This is a genomic window from Agrobacterium sp. Ap1, assembly GCF_017313375.1.
GTDB classification, from domain to species: Bacteria; Pseudomonadota; Alphaproteobacteria; order Rhizobiales; family Rhizobiaceae; genus Neorhizobium; species Neorhizobium cellulosilyticum.
In genome coordinates, this window is record NZ_JAFLMY010000016.1 from 1 (window position 1) to 25,302 (window position 25,302).

24 protein-coding genes are annotated in these 25,302 nt (G+C 58.8%); 14 read left to right on the top strand and 10 right to left on the bottom strand.

What is annotated here, in order from left to right; genetic code table 11:
- Nucleotides 1–313: 313 nt before the first annotated feature.
- The 3 genes from hrpB (at nucleotide 314) to JZX87_RS23465 (ending at nucleotide 4,845) form a co-directional block, all read left to right on the top strand.
- Nucleotides 314–2,803, top strand: coding sequence for an ATP-dependent helicase HrpB (gene hrpB / locus JZX87_RS23455; protein WP_206828327.1), 2,490 nt, complete (start codon nucleotides 314–316; stop codon nucleotides 2,801–2,803).
- Between the two features lie 101 nt (nucleotides 2,804–2,904).
- Nucleotides 2,905–4,206, top strand: a complete 1,302-nt coding sequence (locus JZX87_RS23460) for an ActS/PrrB/RegB family redox-sensitive histidine kinase (protein ID WP_183829648.1) — start codon at nucleotides 2,905–2,907, stop codon at nucleotides 4,204–4,206.
- A gap of 63 nt (nucleotides 4,207–4,269) precedes the next feature.
- On the top strand, nucleotides 4,270–4,845 hold the full coding sequence (locus JZX87_RS23465; protein WP_148143861.1) for an ActR/PrrA/RegA family redox response regulator transcription factor: 576 nt from the start codon (nucleotides 4,270–4,272) through the stop codon (nucleotides 4,843–4,845).
- A 69-nt stretch (nucleotides 4,846–4,914) separates the two neighbouring features.
- On the opposite strand, the gene JZX87_RS23470 is transcribed toward JZX87_RS23465, so the two are convergent.
- A complete protein-coding gene (locus JZX87_RS23470) occupies nucleotides 4,915–5,409 on the bottom strand; it encodes an MmcB family DNA repair protein (RefSeq protein ID WP_206828328.1) in 495 nt (164 codons plus the stop codon).
- A gap of 187 nt (nucleotides 5,410–5,596) precedes the next feature.
- Here JZX87_RS23470 and JZX87_RS23475 point away from each other — a divergent pair, with 187 nt between their 5' ends.
- Nucleotides 5,597–6,268, top strand: a complete 672-nt coding sequence (locus JZX87_RS23475; RefSeq protein WP_183829654.1) for a L,D-transpeptidase — start codon at nucleotides 5,597–5,599, stop codon at nucleotides 6,266–6,268.
- A 163-nt stretch (nucleotides 6,269–6,431) separates the two neighbouring features.
- On the opposite strand, the gene JZX87_RS23480 is transcribed toward JZX87_RS23475, so the two are convergent.
- The 5 genes from JZX87_RS23480 to hslV form a co-directional block, all read right to left on the bottom strand.
- The gene (locus JZX87_RS23480; RefSeq protein ID WP_206828329.1) at nucleotides 6,432–8,441 is read right to left on the bottom strand and encodes a hydantoinase/oxoprolinase N-terminal domain-containing protein; all 2,010 of its coding nucleotides are present in this window, start codon (nucleotides 8,439–8,441) and stop codon (nucleotides 6,432–6,434) included.
- A gap of 86 nt (nucleotides 8,442–8,527) precedes the next feature.
- A complete protein-coding gene (locus JZX87_RS23485) occupies nucleotides 8,528–9,925 on the bottom strand; it encodes a cytochrome P450 (protein ID WP_206828330.1) in 1,398 nt (465 codons plus the stop codon).
- A 44-nt stretch (nucleotides 9,926–9,969) separates the two neighbouring features.
- On the bottom strand, nucleotides 9,970–10,905 hold the full coding sequence (locus JZX87_RS23490; RefSeq protein ID WP_206828331.1) for a DUF1402 family protein: 936 nt from the start codon (nucleotides 10,903–10,905) through the stop codon (nucleotides 9,970–9,972).
- A 205-nt stretch (nucleotides 10,906–11,110) separates the two neighbouring features.
- A complete protein-coding gene (gene hslU, locus JZX87_RS23495) occupies nucleotides 11,111–12,421 on the bottom strand; it encodes an ATP-dependent protease ATPase subunit HslU (protein WP_206828333.1) in 1,311 nt (436 codons plus the stop codon).
- Between the two features lie 73 nt (nucleotides 12,422–12,494).
- Nucleotides 12,495–13,022: an ATP-dependent protease subunit HslV gene (gene hslV, locus JZX87_RS23500; protein ID WP_148143855.1), complete on the bottom strand. Its 528-nt coding sequence runs from the start codon at nucleotides 13,020–13,022 to the stop codon at nucleotides 12,495–12,497.
- Nucleotides 13,023–13,246: 224 nt separating this feature from the next.
- Here hslV and hisB point away from each other — a divergent pair, with 224 nt between their 5' ends.
- Genes hisB through coaA form a run of 7 tightly spaced genes read left to right on the top strand, consistent with a single transcriptional unit; the run spans nucleotide 13,247 to nucleotide 17,885 of the window.
- Nucleotides 13,247–13,855 carry an imidazoleglycerol-phosphate dehydratase HisB gene (gene hisB, locus JZX87_RS23505; RefSeq protein ID WP_206828335.1) on the top strand — a complete coding sequence of 203 codons (609 nt, stop codon included), beginning with the start codon at nucleotides 13,247–13,249 and terminating at the stop codon, nucleotides 13,853–13,855.
- 19 nt (nucleotides 13,856–13,874) lie between these two features.
- Entirely contained in the window at nucleotides 13,875–14,354 is a 480-nt protein-coding gene (locus tag JZX87_RS23510) for a DUF2628 domain-containing protein (RefSeq protein ID WP_206828337.1), read from the top strand.
- On the top strand, nucleotides 14,354–15,004 hold the full coding sequence (gene hisH / locus JZX87_RS23515; RefSeq protein ID WP_206828339.1) for an imidazole glycerol phosphate synthase subunit HisH: 651 nt from the start codon (nucleotides 14,354–14,356) through the stop codon (nucleotides 15,002–15,004). Before JZX87_RS23510 ends, hisH begins: the two co-directional genes overlap by 1 nt.
- 30 nt (nucleotides 15,005–15,034) lie before the next feature.
- Nucleotides 15,035–15,778 (top strand): 1-(5-phosphoribosyl)-5-[(5-phosphoribosylamino)methylideneamino]imidazole-4-carboxamide isomerase, encoded by a 744-nt coding sequence (hisA, locus tag JZX87_RS23520; protein WP_206828340.1) that lies wholly within the window; start codon nucleotides 15,035–15,037, stop codon nucleotides 15,776–15,778.
- Nucleotides 15,775–16,551: an imidazole glycerol phosphate synthase subunit HisF gene (gene hisF / locus JZX87_RS23525; protein ID WP_206828342.1), complete on the top strand. Its 777-nt coding sequence runs from the start codon at nucleotides 15,775–15,777 to the stop codon at nucleotides 16,549–16,551. The genes hisA and hisF overlap by 4 nt, the downstream gene beginning before the upstream one ends.
- A gap of 24 nt (nucleotides 16,552–16,575) precedes the next feature.
- A complete protein-coding gene (locus tag JZX87_RS23530; protein WP_183829681.1) occupies nucleotides 16,576–16,899 on the top strand; it encodes a phosphoribosyl-ATP diphosphatase in 324 nt (107 codons plus the stop codon).
- On the top strand, nucleotides 16,896–17,885 hold the full coding sequence (gene coaA, locus JZX87_RS23535; protein WP_183829684.1) for a type I pantothenate kinase: 990 nt from the start codon (nucleotides 16,896–16,898) through the stop codon (nucleotides 17,883–17,885). The genes JZX87_RS23530 and coaA overlap by 4 nt, the downstream gene beginning before the upstream one ends.
- Here the strand turns inward: coaA and JZX87_RS23540 are convergent.
- The 4 genes from JZX87_RS23540 to JZX87_RS23555 all read right to left on the bottom strand — a co-directional run bounded on the left by JZX87_RS23540 (nucleotide 17,872) and on the right by JZX87_RS23555 (nucleotide 21,883).
- Complete coding sequence (locus JZX87_RS23540; RefSeq protein ID WP_206828343.1) at nucleotides 17,872–19,074, bottom strand: glycosyltransferase family 87 protein; 1,203 nt, start codon at nucleotides 19,072–19,074, stop codon at nucleotides 17,872–17,874. The two genes, coaA and JZX87_RS23540, sit on opposite strands and share 14 nt — an antisense overlap.
- A 38-nt stretch (nucleotides 19,075–19,112) precedes the next feature.
- On the bottom strand, nucleotides 19,113–19,721 hold the full coding sequence (locus JZX87_RS23545) for an alpha-ketoglutarate-dependent dioxygenase AlkB family protein (protein WP_206828344.1): 609 nt from the start codon (nucleotides 19,719–19,721) through the stop codon (nucleotides 19,113–19,115).
- A 14-nt stretch (nucleotides 19,722–19,735) separates the two neighbouring features.
- Complete coding sequence (gene arfB / locus JZX87_RS23550) at nucleotides 19,736–20,170, bottom strand: alternative ribosome rescue aminoacyl-tRNA hydrolase ArfB (RefSeq protein WP_148143846.1); 435 nt, start codon at nucleotides 20,168–20,170, stop codon at nucleotides 19,736–19,738.
- A 102-nt stretch (nucleotides 20,171–20,272) separates the two neighbouring features.
- Nucleotides 20,273–21,883 (bottom strand): phosphoenolpyruvate carboxykinase, encoded by a 1,611-nt coding sequence (locus JZX87_RS23555; RefSeq protein WP_206828345.1) that lies wholly within the window; start codon nucleotides 21,881–21,883, stop codon nucleotides 20,273–20,275.
- 353 nt (nucleotides 21,884–22,236) lie between these two features.
- Between JZX87_RS23555 and JZX87_RS23560 the strand changes: the two genes are divergently transcribed.
- From JZX87_RS23560 to JZX87_RS23570, 3 genes are all read left to right on the top strand, one after another.
- Entirely contained in the window at nucleotides 22,237–22,956 is a 720-nt protein-coding gene (locus JZX87_RS23560; protein WP_112511969.1) for a response regulator transcription factor, read from the top strand.
- 87 nt (nucleotides 22,957–23,043) lie between these two features.
- On the top strand, nucleotides 23,044–24,813 hold the full coding sequence (locus JZX87_RS23565; protein ID WP_206828420.1) for a sensor histidine kinase: 1,770 nt from the start codon (nucleotides 23,044–23,046) through the stop codon (nucleotides 24,811–24,813).
- On the top strand, nucleotides 24,810–25,268 hold the full coding sequence (locus tag JZX87_RS23570) for an HPr kinase/phosphorylase (RefSeq protein WP_206828346.1): 459 nt from the start codon (nucleotides 24,810–24,812) through the stop codon (nucleotides 25,266–25,268). Before JZX87_RS23565 ends, JZX87_RS23570 begins: the two co-directional genes overlap by 4 nt.
- The last annotated feature ends 34 nt before the right edge of the window (nucleotides 25,269–25,302 follow it).

A 25,302-nucleotide genomic window follows, 5' to 3' on the forward strand; every position in this document is an offset into this window, starting at 1 on the left:
ATCTTTAGTGGTTTTCTTTAGAACGAGAAGCTTCGTCGCTAGCAGCGCCGCCGCCCTCGTCAGTGAGCGGGTTATAGATCCGACGACCCGATTGAGTCAACAGCCATTTTTAAAAAAATGTCATTTTTCTCCAATGCCATGCGAGCAGATGCTCATGGCTTAAATTGCGGGCATGCATAGATTTTCAGCAGTCGAAACGGCGCTCTTGTTCACTCGTGCGTTTCGCGCTGCTATGGCATTGCAAAACCTCATCAGGACGCCACCGACCTGATGGGTCTTTAGACGCCCGAAAATACCGAGAGCTCACATATATATGGAAAAGAAACCCCAAGAGGACAGATCTGATAGCAGCACGCATGCGCCACTCCCTATTATAGAGGTGCTGGGCGATCTAACCGTGGCGCTCCGCCGGAGCTCTTGTGCAGTCCTTTCCGCCCCACCGGGTGCAGGCAAAACGACCATGGTGCCGCTTACCCTGATCAAAGAGCCATGGTGCACGGGAAAGGTCATCCTGCTTGAGCCGCGGCGGCTGGCGGCGCGAGCTGCCGCTTCGCGCATGGCGGCGCTCAAGGGAGAGAGTGTCGGGCAGACGATCGGTTACAGAATGCGCCTCGACACGCGGATCTCGCAGGCGACACGGATCGAGGTCGTCACGGAGGGGGTATTTTCCCGAATGATCCTTGACGATCCGGAACTTGCCGGCGTTTCCGCGGTGATCTTCGACGAATTCCACGAACGCTCGCTCGATGCCGATCTCGGACTGGCGCTGGCGCTCGACACACAGTCGGCGCTTCGAGAAGACCTGCGTATAATCGTAATGTCGGCAACCCTCGATACGGATCGCATCGCGGCATTGCTGAACGACCCTCCGGTGATCAAAAGCAAAGGACGGAGTTTTCCGGTCGAGGTCCGTTATAATGAAAGAAGCCAGCAGGAGCGTGTCGAGGACGCAGTCACGCGTGCGATCGAAAGCGCACATCGCGACGAAGATGGCTCCATCCTTGCCTTTCTACCGGGACAGGCGGAAATCAGAAGGGTAACCGAGCGGCTGCAGGGCCGGTTCGATGCAGACACCGCGATTGCGCCACTTTATGGCAATCTGACACAACACGAGCAGGATCTGGCAATCAAGCCGGCAGCGCCTGGCAAGCGCAAGATCGTGCTCGCCACATCGATTGCAGAGACATCTATCACGATCGACGGTGTGCGGATCGTCATCGACAGCGGATTGCAGCGTCTGCCGGTCTTCGAGCCTTCCACCGGAATGACCCGGCTGGAGACGGTACGGGTATCACAGGCTTCGGCCGACCAGCGGGCCGGACGCGCCGGGCGAACCATGCCGGGTATCGCCATCAGGCTCTGGCACGCGGGCCAGACCGCTGCACTGCCGGATTTCACGCCGCCGCAAATACTCGCGAGCGATCTCTCAAGTCTCGTGCTCGACCTTGCTCATTGGGGCGTGGTTGATCCGACAACGCTCGCCTTTCTGGATCAACCGCCCGGACCTGCGCTTTCCGAGGCAAAAGGCCTGCTTCTCCTTCTCGGCGCATTGGACGACACCGGCCGGCTAACGCCGAGAGGTCATCTTATCCGTCAGCTGGCCTTGCCGCCTCGGCTGGCGGCGATGGTCATCAATGCGGACGAGGAAGGACGCGGGCTCGAGGCGAGCCATCTCGCCGTTCTCCTGACCGAACAGGGACTTGGAGGAAACGATATCGATCTCGATGAACGGCTGCGGCGGTTCCGGGCCGACCGTAGCGAGCGGGCGCAAGCCAGCCGGGGTCTGGCCAATCGGATAGCCGACAGTCTGCCAAACAAGGCAGCACAACAGACAAGCGGGTCAGCAGGCCCGCTTCTTCTCCATGCTTATCCCGACCGGATCGCGCTGCAGCGCGGCGGCAAGGGCCGGTTCATCATGGCCAACGGCCGAGGAGCGGAACTGCCGGAGACCGAGCGACTTGCCGGGGCCTCCATGTTGGTGATTTCCGACGTGAGCGGGAAGGCTGCGCGGCCACGCATTCTCAGCGCCGCGGAAATATCTCGTTCCGAGGTGGAAGCGGAGATGGGCGGTGCAATCCGGTCCGCAGAAGAATGTTTTTTCGACCCGGCCAGCCGTCAGGTTCGTGCGCGCCAAACCACCCGGCTCGGAGCAATCGTATTTAGCGAAAAACCCTTACCCAAACCGACCGGGGAACAGGCGGCACGGGCGCTGGCCGACGGCGTACGGCAGTTCGGATTGCACAGCCTGCCGTTTTCGAAGGAAACCCTGCAATTCAGGGAAAGGCTGGGGTTCCTTCATCGATCGCTTGGCGAGCCATGGCCGGATGTCAGCGACGATGCGCTTATAGCCCGCCTTGATGAATGGTTCGTCCCCTATCAAGGCCATGCGTCCGCACTTACTTCGATATCGGCGGCGAGCCTTTCGGATGGGTTGCGTTCGCTGGTACCACACGAGTTGCTGCACACTATGAACCGGCTTGCGCCGACCCATTTCGAGGCGCCGACCGGCCAACGCCATCCTATCCAGTATGATGGCGCAGAACCGGTGCTGACAATCCGTGTCCAGGAGCTGTTCGGATTGAAAAATCATCCCGCGATCGCGAACGGCAAACTGCCGCTGCTTCTTGAATTGACATCGCCGGCACACAGGCCAATCCAGACGACACGCGATCTGCCCGGCTTCTGGTCCGGGTCATGGAAAGATGTTCGGGCGGAAATGCGTGGCCGATATCCCAGACACCCATGGCCGGAAAATCCGGTCGATGCCGCTCCGACAAGCCGCGCAAAACCCAAAGGTACGTGACAGGATGTCACGTACCATGAAATACTGGGTCGATTTTAAGAGGTTTGACCACTTTAAGGCACATATAAACAATGTCCGAAACAATATTGCATAGTACAGACATGACTTCATCGCAGGACAGCAAGATCGGCCATGTAAGCCGCAGCATCCGCCTACAAACCCTCGTCAGGCTGAGGTGGCTGGCCGTGGCGGGGCAGACAATAACGGTCCTGATCATCTGGGGCGTACTCGACTTTCCGATGCCTATCGCCCAGGCAACCATATTGATCGCAGCCCTTGCGGTCGCAAATCTCATTTTATCCGCTTGGTTTCCGGCCACCCACCGGCTTGGACCGAAATCAGCGCTCGCCTTGCTCTGCTTCGACCTCCTGCAAATGGGCGCACTATTGTTTATCACCGGCGGGCTGGGCAATCCCTTTGCACCGCTGATCTGCGTGCCGGTCATCATAGCCTTTGCATCACAGCCATTGCGTCATTCGCTCGTGCTGCTTGTCTTCGCGCTTGTGTGCACGACGGTTTTGTCACTCTCTCCTTACCCGGTCCCGTGGTATGAGGGAGAGCATTTGCGTATCCAGCCGATCATGCAGCTCGGGGTATGGTTCTCGATCGCCTCGATGATGGTTTTTGCGGCTTTCTACGCTTACCGCGTTTCCCATGAGGCCAGCCTGCTTGCCGACGCTCTGGTGGCGACGGAAATGATTCTGGAGCGGGAAAAACATCTCGGTCAGCTGGATGGTCTGGCCGCTGCTGCGGCCCATGAACTGGGAACACCGCTTGCAACGATCAGCGTCGTCGCCAAGGAAATGGAGCGAGAGCTGGGGCAGGACGAGCGCTTCAAGGAGGATGTGCAACTGTTGCGCAGCCAGAGCGAGCGATGCCGCGATATCCTGCGGCGCTTGACCTCACTGCCAGCGGAGGGCGAGGAGCATTTGCGGCGCCTGCCTCTATCGTCGATGATGGAAGAGGTGATCGCTCCGCACCGTCAGTTCGACATAGACATCAGACTGGTGCAGAAAACCGACGGTGGCCATGAACCCATAGGCGTGAGAAACGCAGGAATTCTCTATGGGCTTGGCAATCTGATTGAAAATGCGGTCGATTATGCAAAGAATGAGGTGGTCATCTCGGTGGAATACGATGACCAGCGGGTGGCGATCATGATCGAGGACGATGGTCCAGGCTATTCTGCCGTTATCCTCTCGCGTATCGGCGAGCCTTATATGACATCCCGGACACGCGAGCGGAGTGAGCATGCCGGCGGACTGGGTTTGGGGCTCTTCATCGCCAAAACCCTGCTAGAGCGATCAGGCGCATCGATCCGCTTCAGCAATCGCGGCGACGGACAGGTCGGTGCACGCATTCGAATAGAATGGCCAAGATCAATTATGGACAAGCCAATTTGATCTAGCTCCAATTTTATCGCGTTCTATATGATAATTGGGGTCCATCGATCCCGGAGAATGAAGATGGAAACAACACTGCAGCAATCCAATCCTCAGAATGAGGACTTTATTGGTTCCGACCCTTCACTGTTGATCGTTGACGACGATGGACCGTTTCTGCGTCGCCTGGCACGAGCCATGGAAACACGAGGCTTTACCGTTGAGGCCGCGGAAACAGTCGCCGAAGGCATTGCCAAAGTGCGCCAGCGGGCACCGAAATACGCCGTGGTGGATCTTCGGCTGGGCGACGGCAACGGCCTCGACGTCATCGAAACCATCAGGCAGTTCCGTCAGGATACACGCGTCATCGTACTGACCGGATACGGAAACATTGCGACTGCCGTCACTGCGGTCAAACTTGGTGCCGTCGACTATCTTTCCAAGCCTGCCGATGCGGATGATGTGTTCAACGCCTTGACGCAGCGTCCCGGAGAAAAGGCTGACCTGCCGGAAAATCCGATGTCGGCAGATCGCGTGCGTTGGGAACATATCCAGCGCGTCTACGAAATGTGCGAACGCAACGTTTCGGAAACGGCACGACGCCTCAACATGCATCGCCGCACATTGCAGCGCATCCTGGCAAAGCGGGCACCGAAATAAGGCGCCCGCCGCGACTTGCGGGCTGCGGGATTTATGTAATTGCGGCAGAGAGGCAGGCCATGCCCTTGACTACGTCTCTATGTCGTCGAAGCTCTTGCCGGTAGACCATTCCGCCATCATCAGGCGGTGCGCCGCTGTACGCGAAAAATCGAGCATCAACGCCTTGCGGGTCGCCGGCGCAAGCTTGTGTTGGGATGCGTCACGCAAGAGATGCGCCCCATAACCATCCGACACCATCAGGCCGCAGTCTTCAGGGAAAATTTCGAGCGGGACATCCCTGTGCGTTGCAAAGATCAGCCGGTCGCAATAAGTCCGATATTCCGGCCACTTGCGGTCGATACGGAAATCCTCGATCGAGGTCTTTATCTCGACAATCCAGATTTCTCCCTTATCGGATACGGTGATCAGGTCGGCCCTTCTGCCATTCGGCAAGACCAGTTCGGGCAGAACAGCATGCTTCATATCGTGAAGCAGGATTTGCGCACCCTTGCGGACCATCATCGCGCGAGGCGACTGACGGCCATCGATCAGAGGGTTGTCGTTCACAACATTCAATATCGTCATGCCTGTTCCTCAGCCATTACAGGTGGGCAGCATTGTGAATGTTGCAAAAAGACAATGGGCTTTTCAATTCGACTGCTGCCGACGCGCTTAGCGCTTGCGCAACTTGCCAACCGCAATCGAATGGAAAATAACGGTTTCGACGGCGGCTTGACGCCATTTCAATCGATAGTTTCACCAAGAGATATCCATGCGCTTTCGCAACAGCATGCTCGCACTCGGCCTGTTGGCAACCGCCGCCCTGGCCGGCTGCTCGACCACGTCCGAAACAGCCAAGACAGATGCACCGGTTCGCATCGAGACGGCCCAGATCTTCACCGATTCCTACGGATCGGTGACCGATGCAGGCTATACCCTGCCGGCCATTCCGATCAACCGGGTCAAGCAGGAGTTCGTCCGCCAGATCGTGAACTACGAAACTGCGGAAAAGCCGGGTACGGTTATCGTCAATACCCGTGAACGCCATCTCTACTACATCCTGCCGGGCGGCCGTGCTGTGCGCTACGGCATCGGCGTCGGCAAGGCTGGTTTTGCATGGTCGGGCACGGCCTATGTTGCCTGGAAGCAGGAATGGCCGACATGGCATCCGCCGAAGGAAATGGCAGCCCGCAAGCCGGATGTCGCCAGATATGTCGAAAACGGCATGGGTCCAGGCCTGAACAACCCGCTTGGCGCACGCGCCATGTATCTGTTCAACGAAAAGGGCCAGGACACGCTGTTTCGCCTGCACGGCACGCCGGAATGGGCCTCAATCGGCACGGCGGCTTCATCCGGCTGCATTCGCCTGATGAACCAGGACGTTATCGACCTTTACAGCCGGGTGCGTCCGGGCAAGGCAACCAAAGTCGTCGTGGTCCAGTAGGACTGACGGAATACCGAAATCAAAAAGCCGCCGAGGGCATTCCCGGCGGCTTTTTTGCTGCTATGACATGAGCCTAGATCTACCGGCCGTCACCCTTTCCTGTGCCGTAGCTTTGCCTGCGGGATTACGGGTATCAAGGCGCGGAAAGCCCACGACGGTTCGGTCAGGATTGTGGATGTGCCATCCGCGGGCGGCCCGTTGCAGTGGCAACGATGCGGGCTTCAACGAGTTTTCGTCCGCCTTCAACTTCCGGTGCCATAATCTCTTTTTCGATAGAAATCAGGATGCCTTGGGCCTCTTCCTGTCCGGCCTTGCGCCGCGTTGCAATGACTGCCCGCTCCTCAGCGGCTTCTAGCGCATTCGCTTCCCCGATTATCGTGGTTGTCTCACCGGCACCGGTTACAACATAGACACCTTCTTCCGGCGAAGTGATGGTGACCGTCGCCATAACCCTTATATGGCCGACGACAGCGCCGATGGCGTTGGCAACATCCGCATCAGAAGGGATGATCGATTCGGCTCCAAGCATATCGGCAATTGCAGGATAATAGACCGGTGCCGAAGCGCCTAGACCGACAAGCGGACGGTCAAGCGAAATGGAAAACCGGGCGATACCCGGTACGCGCTTCAATGCCCGATCAACCGCAAGCGAGACCGATGGGTTGACTGATTCGGCACCGTCTTCCGCAAGGCAGGCCGAAAGCAAAATCTCGGAAGATTGCCGGGTCAGCCTCGCGACGATTTTGCCGGCCAAATCTTCTGGCGACGTGGCGATCTCGCGTCCCGCGCCGGTCTTCTTCCGGGCTGCGAGCTGCAGCCCCAATCGTGCGGCATCGGCATTCCACTGGCCTTGGCGACCAAGAACATGCAGCGCGTCAGATGGTGTGATGCCGCTCAAGTATACGAGCCCACGGCCCACAAGCCGGTCGAGAACCGATTTCTGGGAATTCATTGTGAGTAATGCATTCAAAGCCACGGGTGCCGAGCCGATCCGCGCAAGAAGCGCCTGTTCCTGCGGTTGAAGGATCCCAGCCAAGGCTTCGTTCAAAGCGATCCGGACGGCGAAACGGCCATCGTGGCGACCAGTGTGGGTGGCACGTAGCTGCATATCGATAGCCGACAGAACGCTATCGCCATAGGTGGCCGCCAGAAGGCTGAGAGGCAGAAGACGTCGAGGACCGAGTGTGATTTTTGCATCTAGCCCACGGTCATCGATATGCACTTCCGAATCACCGCCGAGGCCAAAAGTGCGCAAGGCGACGGCCTCCACCATCGTATTGTGACCGCCGACATTCGCGCCATCAAGCGCAAGCTTCGGCTTGCCGCCCTGAATTATCGCCACATCCGTCGTGGTGCCACCGATGTCTGACACAACTGCCTCATCCAGGCCGGTGAGGTAACGAGCACCCACAACGCTTGCCGCCGGACCGGAGAGAATGGTCTCGATCGGCCGTAGCCGTGCCTCGCCAGCGGACATCAACGCACCGTCGCCCCGCACGACCATGAGGGGCGCATGGATGCCGGATTTTTCGAGAAAATCTTCGGTCGAACCGATCAGTCGGTCGATGATAGACACCAGGCGGGCATTGAGCAGCGTCGTCAAGGCGCGCCGCGGTCCGCCCAGTTTCGAGGAAAGCTCGTGGCTGCAGGTGACGGGCTTGTGGCTCAGTTCGCGGATTCGATCCCTCACCCTGATTTCATGAGCCGGATTCCGGACGGCAAAATATCCGGCTACGGCGAATGATGAGACGCTCGGGCCGAGTGGCGGCAAAGCTTCATCCAGCGATGTCATATCGAGCGGCGTTTCGTTGCCATGGACATCGTGGCCGCCAGGTAGGAAGATCACCGGATCGGTACTGAGCGCTTCCGAGAGCCCTCCTCGGGCGATATCGTCCGGGCCGAAGCCGATCATGACAAGCGCTGCCCGATCCCCCTGCCCTTCGACCAAAGCATTGGTCGCAAGCGTCGTGGACAGCGAGACCATGGCGATTTCCGCGGCCGGGATACCACTCCTTGCCAGTACCCCTTCGACAGCACCCGAGATTCCTTCGGAAAGATCATGCCGAGTGGTGAGCGATTTCGCCTTGGCGATCACCCCCTCATCCTCGCGGAAAAGAACCGCATCCGTGTAGGTGCCGCCGGTATCGATGCCGAGAAGAAGAGGTGAAGCCACGCAAGAATTCCCAAATCCTTATGAAGCAATCAATAAAGCATGGCGCGACAGGTTCAATCGACCGGGAAAGACATGTTCTGTCGCGGTCAGGACCTGATGCTTACACGCATCGGCATGCCATTCTGCGGCTGGGTCGTCAGTTTCTGCACCGGCCAGATGTCAGTACCCGGCAGGGCATCGAAACGGTAGCGCTTCATCAATACGGCAAGCGCGATCACCGCTTCCTGCATGGCGAAGGTAGCGCCGATGCAGGTTCGCGGACCAGCACCGAAAGGCAGGTACTGGAACCGGCCGATCTTGTCGCGATTTTCCGGCAGAAAACGTTCCGGCAAAAAGGCGCGCGGCTTTTCCCAATAAAGTTCGTGGCGATGCAGCGTCCAGGGCATGACGAGAATGGTGACACCTGCTTCGATCTCAACGCTCTCACCCGTCGCGCTCGTCCATTTGTCATCTGTGATGGCTGCGCGGTTGAGCGATGGTGCAGGCGGATAAAGCCGCAGGGCCTCTTCAAAGGAGGCGCGCACCCAGGGCATCAGTTCCAGCCATTCTACCGGCTCGGCACCGGTGGCCAGAACCTGGTCGATTTCCTTCTCCATTGCCTCGCGCACATGCGGTGAATGGGCGACGCAATAGAGCGTCCAGGCGAGCGCACGGGCCGTCGTTTCATGGCCGGCGCCGATGAAGGTTAGGATATTGTCCTCGATCTCATCCAGCGAGAGGCCGTTCGGACCTTCGAGCTGCAGGAGCAGGGTGAGAAAATCCTGCGGCACCGCGTCCGGCGTCTCGCGCATGCGCTTCTGCCGCTCCCTCATCGTATCAGCGACGATGTTTCGGAATTTTTCCAGCACCTTGCGGCCGCCGATGCGGGTCAGGCGCGGCACCCAGGCCGGTGCGCGCAAGAGATCCATCGGGTCGACGCGGCCCATGCGATGGAGCAGGCTGTCGACATCATCGGAGAAACTGTTGCTCTGAGTAACGATCTGGCCCGAGAACAGGGTTTCCGACAGGATCGAATAGGCAAGTTCCGTCATGTCGATGGAAATGTCGTGTACCGCTCCGTCAGTGCCGACCGCCGCATATTTTTCCGTGTATTCCTCGGATTTCGCCAGCATCTGGCCGGCAAAGCCACGGGAATGGCGGGGCGTGAAAACTGGCGCCATCGCTTTGCGCGAACGCTTCCAGACCGGGCCTTCTGCCGTCAGCAATCCGTCGCGCAGGATAGGCCGCAGGATCAGCTGGCGGATTTCCGACATCTCGTAATTTGAGGCGTTATCGACGAGGACATGGCGGATCAGCCCGGGATCGTTGACGATCAGCGTGCGTTCCTTGAAGAATTTCGTCTTGATCCATGGCAAGGTGTAGGACGGCACACCCCAGAGTTCCAGCGGGTTGCGCATGACCGTGCGGATGATTTCCAGCCGTGATGGCGGGATGGTGCGCGGTATGGGTGCCGGCGGCACAAAGGGGTCGGGGCGCATGTCCAAGGGCAACCCTCCTCTTCCGTTCCTGATTAAATGAATATCAGGACTTAGAGCAGCGATTTCAACTCGGCGATCTTGTCGTTGACCAGCCAGCCGTAATAATTCTCTTCCGGCAGGCCGCCGCGGGCTTTCAGCGCCGCTGCACGCTGGGCCGAACCGCCGGTATTGTAAAGCGTCGAGGTGATGCCGGGATTGCGAGAAATATCGACATCGGCGATCGACTTGTAGTCATCGATTGACCGGCGGATATTGGCCGCCATATAGGCGAGCGACTTGTCGGGATCCATGATCGCCTCATAGACTTCCGCAGCGTCGTTTTCATCCAGCTTCGAATAACCGGACGTGCGCGACACCATGTCGGACAACATCATCGCCGTCAGCGGATTGACCTGGCCGAGACCAAAGGTCTGGCCGGCATAAAAGGGCTGGAAGAAGACCGCGCTGAAACGGTTGTCGGGATAGGCCTTTCCATCGACCTTTTTGCCGCGGAACGATTTTTCCCATACGCCTTCGCGGCAATTCCACAGCGCGTAGGAACCTGACTTGTCTTCGCAGGCGGAAAATTGCGAATGCGTCAGGAATTCGGCGATGGTTTCGCCGTCATAGGCAAAGCGGAAAGCGTTTCCTGCATAAGCCGCCGCCTTGACGTAATAGCTCTGCAGCCTGTCATAGGCGTCGACATTATAGGTGTGCTCGCCGACGATCGCGCCCACCATGTGGATCGGATCGATGCCATAGGCCGCCGCGGTGGACTTGATCTTGCCGATCAGCGTCTTGTCGGTCGCCAAAAGCTCACGGATCTTGTCGTATTTGTCGTCGAAAGTGGTGCGGCCAGCGCGGGTGCGGCGCACGGAAGCGCCGGGGATCTTGGGCTGCACGGCATTGCGATTGCCTTCCGGCACGATGGTCATGGCCATGACCGGACCGGTCGAGGAAGCCGCCCAGGCGACAGTCAGCAGCAATGCAATAAGAGTGCGTTTCAAGATTTTCCGTGTCCCAGCGTTTTATCTGCGCCACTGCCGGCTCCAGAAACTGTGACAGATCGATCTGGGAAGCCGCTCGCGTCTTCGCGAAAGCGCGTCACCCATACGTTAAGACATATTGGAATGTCGAGATAAAGACGTTCAAAAAGGCGTCAAGGCAGAGATGCGTGGCAACCGAACGTTGCCCGGCTGCCACGCATGAGCATTAGAGAATGTAGCGCGACAGGTCGGTATCGGCCGCAAGATCGCCGACATGCTTGCGGACATATTCGGCATCGATCTTCACCGACGTGCCGCCCTGATCCGGAGCGGTGAAGGAGATTTCATCCAGCACGCGCTCCATCACCGTCTGCAGGCGGCGAGCACCGATATTCTCGACCGTCGAGTTCAAGTGAACTGCGACATCCGCCAAGGCATCGATCGCATCCTCGGTGAATTCCAGGGTCAGATCTTCAGTGCCCATCAGCGCCTTGTACTGGCGGATGAGACTGGCCTCGGTTTCCGTCAGGATGCGGCGGAAATCTTCCTTGGTCAGCGGACGAAGTTCGACGCGGATCGGCAGACGGCCCTGAAGTTCCGGCAGCAGGTCCGATGGCTTTGAAACATGGAAGGCGCCGGAGGCGATAAAGAGGATATGATCCGTCTTTACCGGTCCATATTTCGTCGAAACGGTGGTGCCTTCGACCAGCGGCAGCAGGTCGCGCTGCACGCCTTCACGTGAAACACCGGCGCCCATGCCGCCGTCGCGCGCCGCGATCTTGTCGATCTCGTCGAGGAAAACGATGCCATCGTTTTCGACCGAACGGACAGCTTCACGCTGAATGACTTCGTTGTCGATCAGCTTGTCGGATTCATCCCGGATCAGTTCGCCATAGGACTTCGCGACGGTCGTCTTGACCTTTTTGGTGCGGCCGCCCATGGCCTTGCCGAACATTTCCGACAGGTTGAGCACGCCGATGTTGGCACCGGGCATGCCTGGGATATCGAAACCACCGGGCATGCCGGATCCGCTATCGGCCACTTCGACTTCGATTTCCTTGTCGTCCAGTTCGCCGGCGCGGAGCTTCTTGCGGAAGCTGTCGCGTGTAGCGGGAGAGGCCGTTGCACCGACCAGTGCATCGAGCACGCGCTCTTCGGCGCTCTGATGCGCCTTGGCTTGCACTTCGGTGCGCTTCTTTTCGCGCACGAGGCCGATGCCGATCTCGACGAGATCGCGGATGATCTGCTCGACATCGCGGCCGACATACCCGACCTCGGTGAATTTTGTCGCCTCGACCTTTATGAAGGGCGCACCGGCGAGCTTGGCGAGACGGCGGGAGATTTCCGTCTTGCCGACGCCGGTCGGGCCGATCATCAGGATGTTCTTCGGCATCACTTCGTCACGCAGGCTCTCGTCGAGCTGATGGCGGCGCCAGCGGTTGCGCAATGCGATCGCCACCGCACGCTTGGCATCATGCTGGCCGATGATGTGACGGTCGAGTTCGGAGACGATTTCGCGGGGGGAGAAATTGGTCATGTGATCCTCTCGGCTTTCCCGTTGCGGCCGGCCAACGCGGCCCGGTCCGCGGGACCCTTGTGGGAATGGATGATTATTCGGCGTCGAGCGTTTCGACGATGAGATTGTGGTTGGTATAGACGCAGATATCGGCTGCGATATCGAGTGCCTGACGCGCCACGTCTTCAGCGGACTTTTCGCTGTCCATCAGGGCGCGGGCTGCGGCGAAGGCGTAGTTGCCACCGGAACCGATGGCGATCGCGCCGTGTTCCGGTTCAAGTACATCACCATTGCCGGTAATCGCCAGCGTCGTGGACTTGTCGGCGACCAGCATCATGGCTTCAAGATTGCGAAGATATTTGTCGGTGCGCCAGTCCTTGGCGAGTTCGACGGCGGCGCGCATCAACTGGCCGGGATATTGCTCGAGCTTCTTTTCAAGACGGTCGAGAAGCGTGAAGGCATCTGCCGTGGCACCTGCAAACCCGGCGATCACGTCGCCGCCCTTGCCGATGCGGCGCACTTTGCGCGCATTGCCCTTCATCACGGTCTGGCCTAGGCTCACCTGACCGTCGCCGGCCATGACCACCTTGCCGCCCTTCCTGACTGTAATAATAGTTGTCATCAATACACCTGTCTGCCCCTTTGAAAGCGGGCTTTTGGATCGAAGAAATCCCGCCAAACCACTCTGGCTTTGCCGGGATCGTGTCGACACCTATGTAAGTGGCTCATCGCCGAATACAATCTCGCCGCCTCCGATCGACAAGGTGTCGCAAAGGCCCGTGCTTTTGCTGGATATTTCACCAATCGGCTGATAAGGAGCGGCAATCAGAATTGGAGCAGACCCCTATGGGCGAAACCGCAGCCGCACGCGTGGGAAGCGTTTCCCGCAAGACCAATGAAACCTCCGTCTCCGTTTTCGTCAATTTGGACGGTACCGGCGCGGCCAAGATTTCGACGGGCGTCGGCTTTTTCGACCATATGCTCGACCAGCTTTCGCGACATTCGCTGATCGACATGGAAATCGACGTGAAGGGCGACCTGCATATCGATGACCATCATACGGTCGAGGATACCGGCATTGCGATCGGCCAGGCGATTTCCAAGGCGCTCGGCGACCGTCGCGGCATCACCCGTTATGCCTCGCTCGATCTCGCCATGGACGAGACGATGACGAAGGCTGCAATCGACGTGTCGGGCCGGCCTTTCCTCGTCTGGAATGTTGCGTTTTCGGCACCGAAGATCGGCACATTCGATACGGAACTGGTGCGCGAATTCTTCCAGGCGCTGGCACAGAATGCCGGGATCACCCTGCATATCCTCAACCATTACGGCGCCAACAACCATCATATCGCCGAGACCTGCTTCAAATCCGTGGCGCGCGTTCTGCGCGTTGCGACCGAAATCGATCCGCGACAGGCCAACCGCGTTCCGTCCACAAAGGGAACGCTCGCCTGACGCTTCCGGGAGATCATCCTTGAGAAGCTATCTCGTTCTGATACCGCCGAATGGTCCCGACAGGGATCACCGCTCGACGCTTTTCCTGCCCGACGGGTTTTCCTGGATGGCGCTCATCTTTTCCTGGATCTGGCTGATCTGGCATCGGCTCTGGCTTGCGGGAATTTTCGCGCTCGTGTTGCAGGTCGCCGGAGCCTTGCTGATGGGCACACAGGGCTTCTGGCTTGGCGGATTGCTGCTCGGCTTTGCGATACATGTCCTGGTCGCGCTCGAAGGCCGTAACCATTACGCCAACTCTCTCGCCCGCCGCGGCTGGACGCTCGAAAGCGTAATCAGCGCGACAGACAGAGAGACCGCAGAAGAGATCTATTTTTCCGCCCTGCCGCAGAAAGAGACGCAGCCCCTGCCCTCTTCTGCGGATTGGGCAAAGACAAAACAGCCGCCCGTTTCGGGCTGGCAAGGTCCGGCTCTCGGACTTTTCGATCACGGAGGACGCTGATGCGCGTCGCAATCATCGACTACGGCTCGGGCAACCTGCGCTCGGCCACCAAGGCATTCGAACGGGCCGCCCGCGAGGCCGGCATCGATGCTGCCATCGAGCTGACCGACAAGCCGGATGTCGTTGCCGCAGCGGACCGCGTCGTGCTGCCGGGTGTCGGCGCCTATGCAGATTGCCGCGCCGGCCTGAAGGCTGTTTCGGGCATGAATGAAGCGCTGATCGAAGCGGTCGAGCAGAAGGCACGGCCTTTCCTCGGCATCTGTGTCGGCATGCAGCTCATGTCCTCGCGCGGGCTGGAAAAGACCACGACCGAAGGGCTTAGATGGATCAAGGGCGATGTCGTCGAGATGACGCCATCCGATCCAGACCTGAAGATCCCGCAGATCGGCTGGAATACGCTGGAACTTACCACCCCTCACCCGCTGTTTGACGGCATCCCGACCGGGCCGGACGGCCTGCATGCCTATTTTGTCCATTCCTATCATCTTGCCGCAACCAATCCGGCCGAAGTGATCGCCACGACCGAATACGGCGGTGCGATGACAGCCTTTGTCGGACGCGACAACATGGCGGGTTCGCAATTCCATCCGGAAAAGAGCCAGAAACTCGGCCTCGCCCTGATTTCCAACTTCCTGCGCTGGAAGCCTTAAGGCTCGCGCATCTATTCTAGGACCCAAAAGATGATCCTTTTCCCGGCTATCGACCTTAAGGACGGTCAGTGCGTGCGCCTCAAGCTTGGCGACATGGAGCAGGCGACCGTCTACAACCCGGACCCCGGCGCGCAGGCGAAAGCCTTCGAAGACCAAGGGTTCGAGTGGCTGCATGTGGTCGATCTCAACGGCGCATTTGCCGGCGAAAGCGTCAATGGCGCTGCGGTCGATGCGATCCTGAAGGCAACGAAAAACCCGGTTCAGCTCGGCGGCGGCATCCGCACGCTCGATCATATCGAAAGCTGGCTTTCCCGAGGCCTGGCACGGGTGATCCTCGGCACGGTTGCCGTGCGTGACCCGGCGCTTGTCATCGAGGCCTGCAAACAGTTTCCGGGCAAGGTCGCCGTCGGCATCGATGCCAAGGGAGGCAAGGTAGCAGTCGAAGGCTGGGCGGAAGCGTCCGAACTCGGCGTGATCGAGCTTGCGAAGAAGTTCGAAGGTGCCGGCGTGTCCGCGATCATCTATACCGATATCGACCGCGATGGCATTCTGGCCGGTATCAACTGGGCTTCGACGCTGGAACTCGCCAATGCAGTCTCAATTCCGGTCATCGCCTCGGGCGGGCTTGCCTCGCTCGACGACATCAGCCGGATGCTCGAGCCGGATGCGGCCCGCCTCGAAGGCGCGATTTCCGGTCGCGCGCTTTATGACGGCCGTATCGATCCCACCGAAGCACTGGCGCTGATCCGCGCCGCGAAAGGCCGTGCAGCATGACCCTCAAAGCCCGCGTCATCCCCTGCCTCGACGTGAAGGACGGCCGCGTCGTCAAGGGCGTCAACTTTCTCGATCTGGTCGATGCTGGCGATCCGGTGGAAGCGGCCAAGGCCTATGATCTGGCCGGTGCCGACGAGCTCTGCTTTCTCGACATCACCGCCTCTTCCGACAATCGCGAGACGATCTTCGATGTCGTCGCCCGCACGGCTGACCATTGCTTCATGCCGCTGACCGTCGGTGGCGGCGTGCGCGCGGTTGGCGATATCCGCAAGCTGCTGCTGGCCGGTGCCGACAAGGTTTCGATCAATTCGGCAGCGGTGAACAATCCCGATTTCGTCGCGGAAGCCGCCGACAAGTTCGGCAACCAGTGCATCGTCGTGTCGATCGATGCCAAGAAGGTTTCGGCAGCAGGCGAAGCGGACCGATGGGAGATCTTCACCCATGGCGGCCGTAATCCGACTGGGATCGACGCCGTCGATTTTGCTCAGCGTATGGTCGAGCGCGGCGCCGGAGAGTTACTGGTCACCTCGATGGACCGTGACGGCACCAAGGTCGGCTACGATCTGGAGCTGACCCGCGCGATTGCGGACTCAGTGCGTGTGCCAGTGATTGCATCGGGCGGCGTCGGGGATCTCGACGATCTCGTGGCTGGCGTCAAACAAGGTCATGCGACGGCGGTTCTCGCCGCATCGATTTTCCACTTCGGCACCTATACGGTCGGAGAGGCAAAACGCTATATGGCTGATCACGGCATTGCCATGCGTCTCGACTGAGTTTCGGGACCGGAGGACAAAGACTTGAGCGAATTCACTCTCAGCGATCTCGAAAAGATCGTCGCGGCACGGGCGAAAGCTTCGCCGGACGAATCCTGGACAGCGAAACTTGCCGCGGCAGGCCAGACCAAAGCCGCCAAGAAGCTCGGCGAGGAGGCAGTGGAGACGGTAATTGCCGCGCTTGCCCAAGACAAAAAGGACCTCGCCTCCGAAAGCGCCGACCTGCTCTATCATCTGTTAGTCGTATTGAATATTGCAGGGATTCCATTGCAGGATGTGCTGGACGAACTTCAACGCAGGACCGCGCAATCTGGACTGCAGGAAAAGGCGAGCCGGCCCAAGTCATGAGTAGCGCACCGCAGCCCGTCGAAGTGTCGGAAGTCAGCCCGATGACAGAGTATTATTCTCCCTATCATCACTTTACAGCGAACGAGTGGGCCAAGTTTCGCGCCGATACGCCACTGACGCTGACATCCGATGAAATCGCGCGCCTGCGCTCGCTGGACGATCCGATCAATATTGATGAGGTTCGGCAGATCTATCTGTCGTTGTCGCGCCTTCTGTCGACCCATGTCGAGGCGTCGCAGCAACTGTTTCGGCAGCGAAACCGGTTTTTGAGCCTGCCCGACGTTTCCAAGACGCCTTTCATCATCGGCATTGCCGGATCGGTTGCAGTCGGCAAGTCGACGACGGCACGTGTGCTGAAGGAACTGCTAGCGCGCTGGCCATCGAGCCCGAAGGTGGACCTGATCACCACGGACGGCTTTCTCTATCCGAACGCCGTGCTTCAGCGCGACGGCCTGATGCAGCGCAAGGGTTTTCCGGAAAGCTATGACGTCGGCCAGATTCTGCGGTTTCTTTCGGCGATCAAGGCCGGCGAGCCGAATGTCAGGGCGCCGCAATATTCGCACCTGACCTATGATGTGCTGCCCGACGCCCATACGCTTGTTGACCGACCGGACATCCTGATCTTCGAAGGCATCAACGTGCTGCAATCGCGGCCGCTGCCGGCGGACGGCAAGATCGTGCCGATCGTTTCGGATTTCTTCGACTTCTCGATCTATATCGATGCGGACGAAGAGCAAATCCATCAGTGGTATGTGCAGCGCTTCATGAAGTTGCGCGAGACCGCTTTCCGCGATCCGACATCGTTCTTCAAGAAATATGCGGCGATCGACACGGATGCGGCATTGGCCGTTGCCGAAGGGCTTTGGGAAAACATCAACCTCAAAAACCTTCGCCAGAACATTATCCCAACCCGTCCCCGCGCCGACATCATCCTACGCAAGAGCCGCAATCATTTCATCGAGACGGTCTCGCTCAGGAAGCTCTAGAGCGCTCGGGATTTTGGCGTTTTTTTGTCGACCTGTCGTCCACTATTGCCAGTCTGACCATCGCGCCTGCGAAAACGGCCGGCGGCAAGATCCCTATGCCGATTCCCTGGCCATTGAGGACATGCAGGAAAAGCGGCCAAAGATACGCCACCGCGATCGGCCAGCGTGGCAAACGCCGATCGGCGAGGAAAAAACAGGCCACGGCAAGGCAATAGGGTATTGCGTCGTAGGAATATGCGTAGGGTGTGGCGAGAATTGCCAGAACGCCTGTCAGAAGGGCGCGCAGGCGATTGTCCATCATGAATTCGGGTCGCCAGATCCGAACTGAGGCTATAATCGCCAACAAGGTTACGAGAGCCTGTAGAAAATAGGCCCCCGCGATACCAAACCCCAGCCATCGGCCCAGAATGAAGGCCGTCAGGGCATTTTTGTGATAGGGTTGCGGATAGTCCGCCTCCATGATTTTCCGCATGAGAGGTCCGGTCTCTTTGAAAAAGCCGGTCCATACCTCGAAACCAAATAGCAGGCCCGTCAGGACGATGAGCACGATCGTGGTGAGGATCGCCGCCATGATGGCCCGGTATTGCCCTGCTGCCAGAAAACAGAATGGCAACAACAAACCGAGATGCGGCTTGATCGTAAGCAGGCCGGCCAGAATGCCCGCCAAAACGGGCCGGTGGGGCAGGAGAAGCAAAGTGCCGATGAGAAGTGCAGCTGTGAGAGCGCCGTTCTGGCCGAAAATCGAGTTCATCACCGCGGCAGGCGAGAAAAGCAACGCCAGTGTCACAATGGCTGGAAGCCTCAGGTTCTTCACGGCCAGATAGAGGCAAGCCAATGTTGCCACCGTCCAGATGCCGTAGGCCAATGGCAATGGCAAAAGCGACAGGGGAACGCCGATCAACAGTATCGACGGCGGATAACTCCACTCCTGATCCGGCAGGCCGGAGCCAAACCATCCGCGCAGCGCCAAGCGATAGGCCTCGACATCGAATATGGCATCCACCCGGCCTTCGGTTGCGAGCCGTCCTCCCGACCAGAGGTTGGTAAAATCGCAATAGGCTAGCCGCTCGGAAAGAACCGAGTAGCCATCAGGGCGGAATGTCCATAGTTGAAGGTGATAGACGAAGCCGACAAGAATGCCGCAACCAGCGATCACCGCCGCAAACTGAAGATCCTGCCTGTCGCGCACAACGTCTTTACCCTTGCCGGTATTGCCCGGCGTCCAAACTAGGTCACTCGCCTTAACGTCAGATTGATCCGCCCGCCGTTTTTCAGCAGCGTAGAAGTTCCCGGATAGAGGCGGTCCACGCCATGGAAGGCGAGCCTGCCCTCCCCGCCGAGCAGCACGATATCGCCACTCTGCAGCTTGAAGGAACTGGTCGGATCCTTCCGCTCCAGACCGCCGACGCGAAAGAGGCAGCTATTGCCGAGCGAAATCGACAGAACGGGCGCGGCAAGCTCGTTTTCATCCTTGTCCTGATGCAGGCGCATCTTCGCGTCGTCAGTATAGAAATTCACCAGACAGGCTTCGGGCGGTTTCGAATATCCGGCCAGTTTCTGCCATAACGCCATCAATTCAGGAGGAATGGCTGGCCAGGGTCTTCCCGTCTGGGGGTGGGTGGGTTGATATCGATAACCGCGCTCCTTGTCCGTCACCCAGCCTAGCTGCCCGCAATTGGTCATCCTGACCGACATCGGCTTGCCGGTACCGGGCATGGCAGGCGTATAAAGGGGTGCTTCGGTAACGATCCGGCGGATGATCTCGACCAGATTTTCCTGTGCGGGACGATCCAGATAGCCAGGCAGATGGCGAATTCCGTTCAGCAAGGTCGCCATATCCGTCTCCCTGTTCAGTCACCAGTTGGCTTGCCGCGCATTTTCTTCACATCCGAACGGCCGGATTTCGCCTTCAGCCGTCGTTCCACCGAACCCTTCGTCGGTTTCGTCGCCTTGCGGACGGGCGGCGGCGGCTTGGCGGCTTCGAGGATCAGTTCCTTCAGCCTTTCGCGTGCATCTTCGCGGTTACGCTCCTGACTGCGGGAGCGGCTTGCCTCTATCATCAACACGCCATCCTTCGACACCCGTTTCCCGGCAAGCTTCAAGGCATTCGTCTTCACGCGATCCGGAAGCGACGGAGAGTTCACGAGGTCGAAGAACAGCTGAACGGCAGTCGAGACCTTGTTGACGTTCTGGCCACCGGGACCGCCTGCCAGCACGAACTGTTCGGTCAGTTCCCATGCGGCGATGGTGATGCGGCTGTTGATGATGAGGGGATTGCTGGCCATGATATTCTCCGGCGCGCATCTTTCCCACAAACGTGGACAAAAGAAAACCGCCGGTCAGGTGTTACCCGACCGACGGTTCCACTTGAATCACACGTTTTGCGCTTACTCGGCGGCGATCAGCAATCCAGGCGCGGCATCCTTGACCTTGGCATCGACGTGAGCCTCGAACTTTTCGAAGTTCTTGATGAACATCGAAACCAGCTTTGCCGCCTGGTTGTCATAGGCAAGGCTGTCGGCCCAGGTCGAGCGCGGATCGAGGATCGCGGTTTCGACACCCTCGACCGAAACCGGAACCGCGAAGCCGAAATTGGCGTCGGTGCGGAATTCGGCATTCTTCAGGCTGCCGTTCAGGGCAGACGTCAGCAGCGCACGGGTGGCCTTGATCGGCATGCGGCGGCCGGTGCCGTAGGCGCCACCGGTCCAGCCGGTATTGACCAGCCAGCAATCGACGCCGTGCTTGGCGATCAACTCCTTCAACAGGTTGCCGTATTCGGCCGGATGACGTGGCATGAACGGAGCGCCGAAGCAGGTGGAGAAGGTCGCTTCCGGCTCGGTTACGCCCTTTTCCGTACCGGCGACCTTGGCGGTATAACCGGAGAGGAAGTGGTACATGGCCTGTTCCGGCGTCAGCCTGGCGATCGGCGGCATGACACCGAAGGCATCTGCCGTCAGCATGATGATCGTCTTCGGATGCGGCGCAAGGCCGGTTTCCGAAGCGTTCGGAATGAAATGCAGCGGATAGGCGCTGCGGGTATTTTCCGTCAGCGAATTGTCGTCGAAATTCGGCACGCGGTTCTCGTCGAGCACGACATTTTCGAGCACGGTGCCGAAACGGCGGGTCGCGGCATAGATTTCAGGCTCGGCTTCCGCCGAAAGCTTGATCGCCTTGGCATAGCAGCCGCCTTCGAAGTTGAAGACGCCGTTTTCGCCCCAGCCATGCTCATCATCGCCGATCAGCGTGCGGGCCGGATCGGCAGAAAGCGTCGTCTTGCCGGTGCCGGAAAGGCCGAAGAACACGGCGGTATCGCCTTCGGCGCCGACATTAGCCGAGCAATGCATGGGCATGACGCCCTTGGCAGGCAAAAGGTAGTTGAGGACAGTGAATACCGACTTCTTGTTCTCACCGGCATAGGATGTGCCGCCGATGAGGACGAGGCCGTTGGCGAGATCGCAGGCAATCACGGTCTCCGAACGGCAACCGTGACGCTCCGGATCAGCCCGGAAGCTCGGCAGGTTGATTATGGTCAGCTTCTGTTCGAAGGAGCCGAGGGTATCGCGCTTCGGGCGGATCAGAAGATTGCGGATGAACAGCGCATGCCAGGCAAATTCGGTGACGACACGGGTCGGGAGTGCGTTGTCGGCATCGGCACCGCCGATCAGATCCTGAACAAAAAGCTCCCTGCCCGCCGCATGGGCCAGCATATCAGCCTTCAGAACGGCAAAATGCTCTGGAGACATGGGCTTGTTGTTGTCCCACCAGATCTTGTCTTCGGTCACGGCATCGCGCACGACGAACTTATCCTTCGGCGAACGGCCGGTGTGTTGGCCAGTGACCGCGCGCAACGCACCATCGGCGGTCAGATCGGCCTCGCCGCGGCGAATGGCTTCCTCGTAAAGCTCGACCTCGGACAGATTGTAGTTGACGCGAGAAACCTTTTCGAGGCCGATCGCCGCTACGCCATTTGCCGGGTTGTAAAGTCCAAGCTGCTCCATACGCGCTCACCTCAGGTTACATTTGAAGGGATTGGGTGTGAGGCGGGAAGCTAGTTGGTGTTTCTCAATACGGCAAGCGTCATTGCTAAAATATATCAACGAAATCAATTCTTTAATCGATTTAAAGAAATTTATTTCTTTTTAAATCGGTTAGCCGAGCGTTTTAATGCGCTTGATAATAGGCAGTTTTGAGGCGTTGAGCTGCGCAATTGAGCATGAAAGCAAATCGCCACTCTTTAACTTTGCCACAATTTGTTCCACCTTTCTCCCCATGAAGCGCATGGCGAGGGCTGGGGGTTGGCGAGAAGTCATTACCTGGAGATGCGCACGAAATGGCAATGGAGATGGACGGTATGCAGACAATCGCGCTCGTAGACGATGACCGGAATATTCTGACTTCGGTGTCGATCGCGCTCGAGGCGGAGGGCTACAAGGTCGAGACTTATACGGACGGCGCATCGGCGCTGGACGGTCTGGTCGCCCGCCCACCGCAGCTTGCCATTTTCGACATCAAGATGCCACGCATGGACGGCATGGAGCTTCTTCGCCGCCTGCGGCAGAAATCGGACCTTCCGGTTATCTTCCTCACCTCGAAGGATGAGGAAATCGATGAATTGTTCGGTCTCAAGATGGGCGCCGACGATTTCATCACCAAGCCGTTCTCGCAGCGCCTTCTGGTGGAGCGGGTGAAGGCCATTTTGCGTCGTGCCGGAAGCCGTGATCTTCAGGCGCCGGGCATGAAGCCCACAGCCGACCAGATCGCCGCCCGTACGTTGGAGCGCGGGCAACTGGCAATGGACCAGGAGCGGCATACCTGCACCTGGAAAGGCGAGCCCGTCACGCTTACGGTTACGGAGTTTCTTATTCTGCACTCGCTGGCCCAACGGCCCGGCGTAGTGAAGAGCCGTGATGCGCTGATGGATGCAGCCTATGACGAGCAGGTCTATGTCGACGACCGCACGATCGACAGCCACATCAAGCGACTGCGCAAGAAGTTCAAGATGGTTGACACGGATTTCGACATGATCGAAACGCTTTACGGTGTCGGCTATCGCTTCCGCGAAGCAGCCTGACGCGTCGCGTTACAACAGGTTAACTTGAAGCCACGACCGGGTCAGCGATAGACTGGCCCGGTGGAAGGATAAGACGTGGCAGACAGACTGCTCGAAAACCACGAAACGGAGACGGCACCGGCGAAGCCCAAGGCGCGCCGGCACTGGCCGCATGTCTTCACCATCATCCGACGACTGTTTGGCCATGCCGTGTTTTCGAGCCTTACACGGCGTATCCTATTCTTCAATATCGCCGCGACTGTCGTTCTCGTGGCCGGCATCCTCTACCTGAACCAATTCCGCGAGGGGCTGATCGACGCCCGCGTAGAAAGCCTTCTGACCCAGGGCGAGATCATTTCAGCCGCAATTTCGGCATCCGCCTCCGTCGACACGAATTCGATCACGATCGACCCCGAAAAGCTGCTGGAACTTCAAGCCGGGCAAAGCATCACGCCGGTGCCGAACGATGAGGATCTCGATTTTCCGATAGATCCGGAGCGCGTTGCGCCAGTGCTTCGACGACTGATTTCTCCCACAAGAACACGCGCACGTCTTTTCGATGCGGATGCCAACCTGCTGCTTGATTCCCGGCATCTCTATTCGCGTGGACAGGTTCTTCGCTACGATCTGCCGCCGGTTGAAAACGAGACGCAGACATGGAGCGAATGGATGTCGGGCATGTTCAACCGGTTACTGCAACCGGGAAACCTGCCGATTTATAAAGAAGCGCCGGGCGGCGACGGCTCGATATATCCCGAAGTGATGAATGCGCTGACCGGCGTTCGCGGTGCGCTGGTGCGCATTACCGAACGCGGCGAACTGATCGTTTCCGTTGCGGTTCCCGTCCAGCGCTTCCGGGCGGTTCTCGGCGTTCTGCTTCTTTCGACACAGGCCGGCGATATCGACAAGATCGTTCACGCCGAACGTCTTGCCATCATGCGCGTCTTCGGCGTGGCGACGCTCGTCAACATCGTGCTGTCGCTGCTTCTGTCGTCAACCATCGCAAATCCGTTGCGCCGCCTGTCTGCGGCCGCCATCCGGGTTCGCCGTGGCGCCAAGCAGCGCGAGGAAATTCCGGACTTTTCCTATCGCCAGGACGAAATCGGCAATCTTTCGATCGCTGTCCGTGACATGACCAATGCGCTTTACGACCGTATCGACGCGATCGAAAGCTTTGCCGCCGATGTCAGCCACGAGCTGAAAAACCCGCTGACCTCGCTGCGCAGTGCTGTCGAAACACTACCGCTGGCGAAATCGGAGGATTCGAAACGGCGGCTGACGGAAATCATCTTCCATGACGTGCGTCGTCTCGACCGCCTGATCAGCGATATTTCCGATGCGTCCCGTCTCGATGCGGAACTTGCCCGCACGGATTCGGCGCCTGTCGACATGGAGACCCTGCTGACCAACCTGGTCGATATTTCCCGGCAGATCCGCAGCGGGCGCAAACCGGTCGAGATCGACCTTTCGATCGACCACAAGGGCGGCGATCGGCATATCTATGTGGTCAACGGCCACGACCTGCGTCTCGGCCAGATCGTCACCAACCTGATCGAAAATGCCCGTTCCTTCGTGCCTGAAAAGGGTGGCAAGCTTTCCATCCGTCTTTCCCGGAACAAGGACAAGGTAGTCATCACAATCGATGACAATGGCCCCGGCATCCAGGCTGAAAATATCGATCGGATCTTCGAGCGTTTCTACACAGACCGCCCTGACGGCGAGAGTTTTGGTCAAAATTCAGGGCTTGGGCTTTCCATCAGCCGACAGATCGCAGAGGCGCATGGCGGCAGCCTGAAGGCGGAAAACCTGCACGGCAAGGCGCAGGAGACGACCGGCGCGCGCTTCACTCTTTCTCTTCCCGCAGGCAACGCAGCATGAACCGAAACGTCCACGGCACAGCCATTGTTGTGGGCGAACGCGGGCTGATCTTTCTCGGCCCATCGGGTATCGGCAAATCGATGCTGGCCTTTACCTGCCTCACCATCGCCCGCCGCGCCGGGGCCTTTTCGGCGCTAATCTCGGATGATCAGGTTTTCCTCGACCATAAGGACGACCGGATCGTTGCAACCTGTCCCCCGAGCATAACCGGGCTGATGGAACTGCGCGGCAGCGGCATTGTTAAAATGGACAACGTCGCTTCTGCACCGCTCGACCTTGCCGTTCAACTGGTTTCAGTTGCCGGGACCGAACGGCTTCCGCCAGAAAACGAGTATTGGCAAATCGGCGATTTCGACAGGCTGCCGCTTGTCAGAATTGCCAATACGGCGACCGATCCCCTGGCGGTTATCGGAGCCCTCATGCCCGCCTGGAGGCAGGAAGCGCCTTTTTGGTGAGCGCTGCGCCCGATTTTTTGACTTGAACTTCATT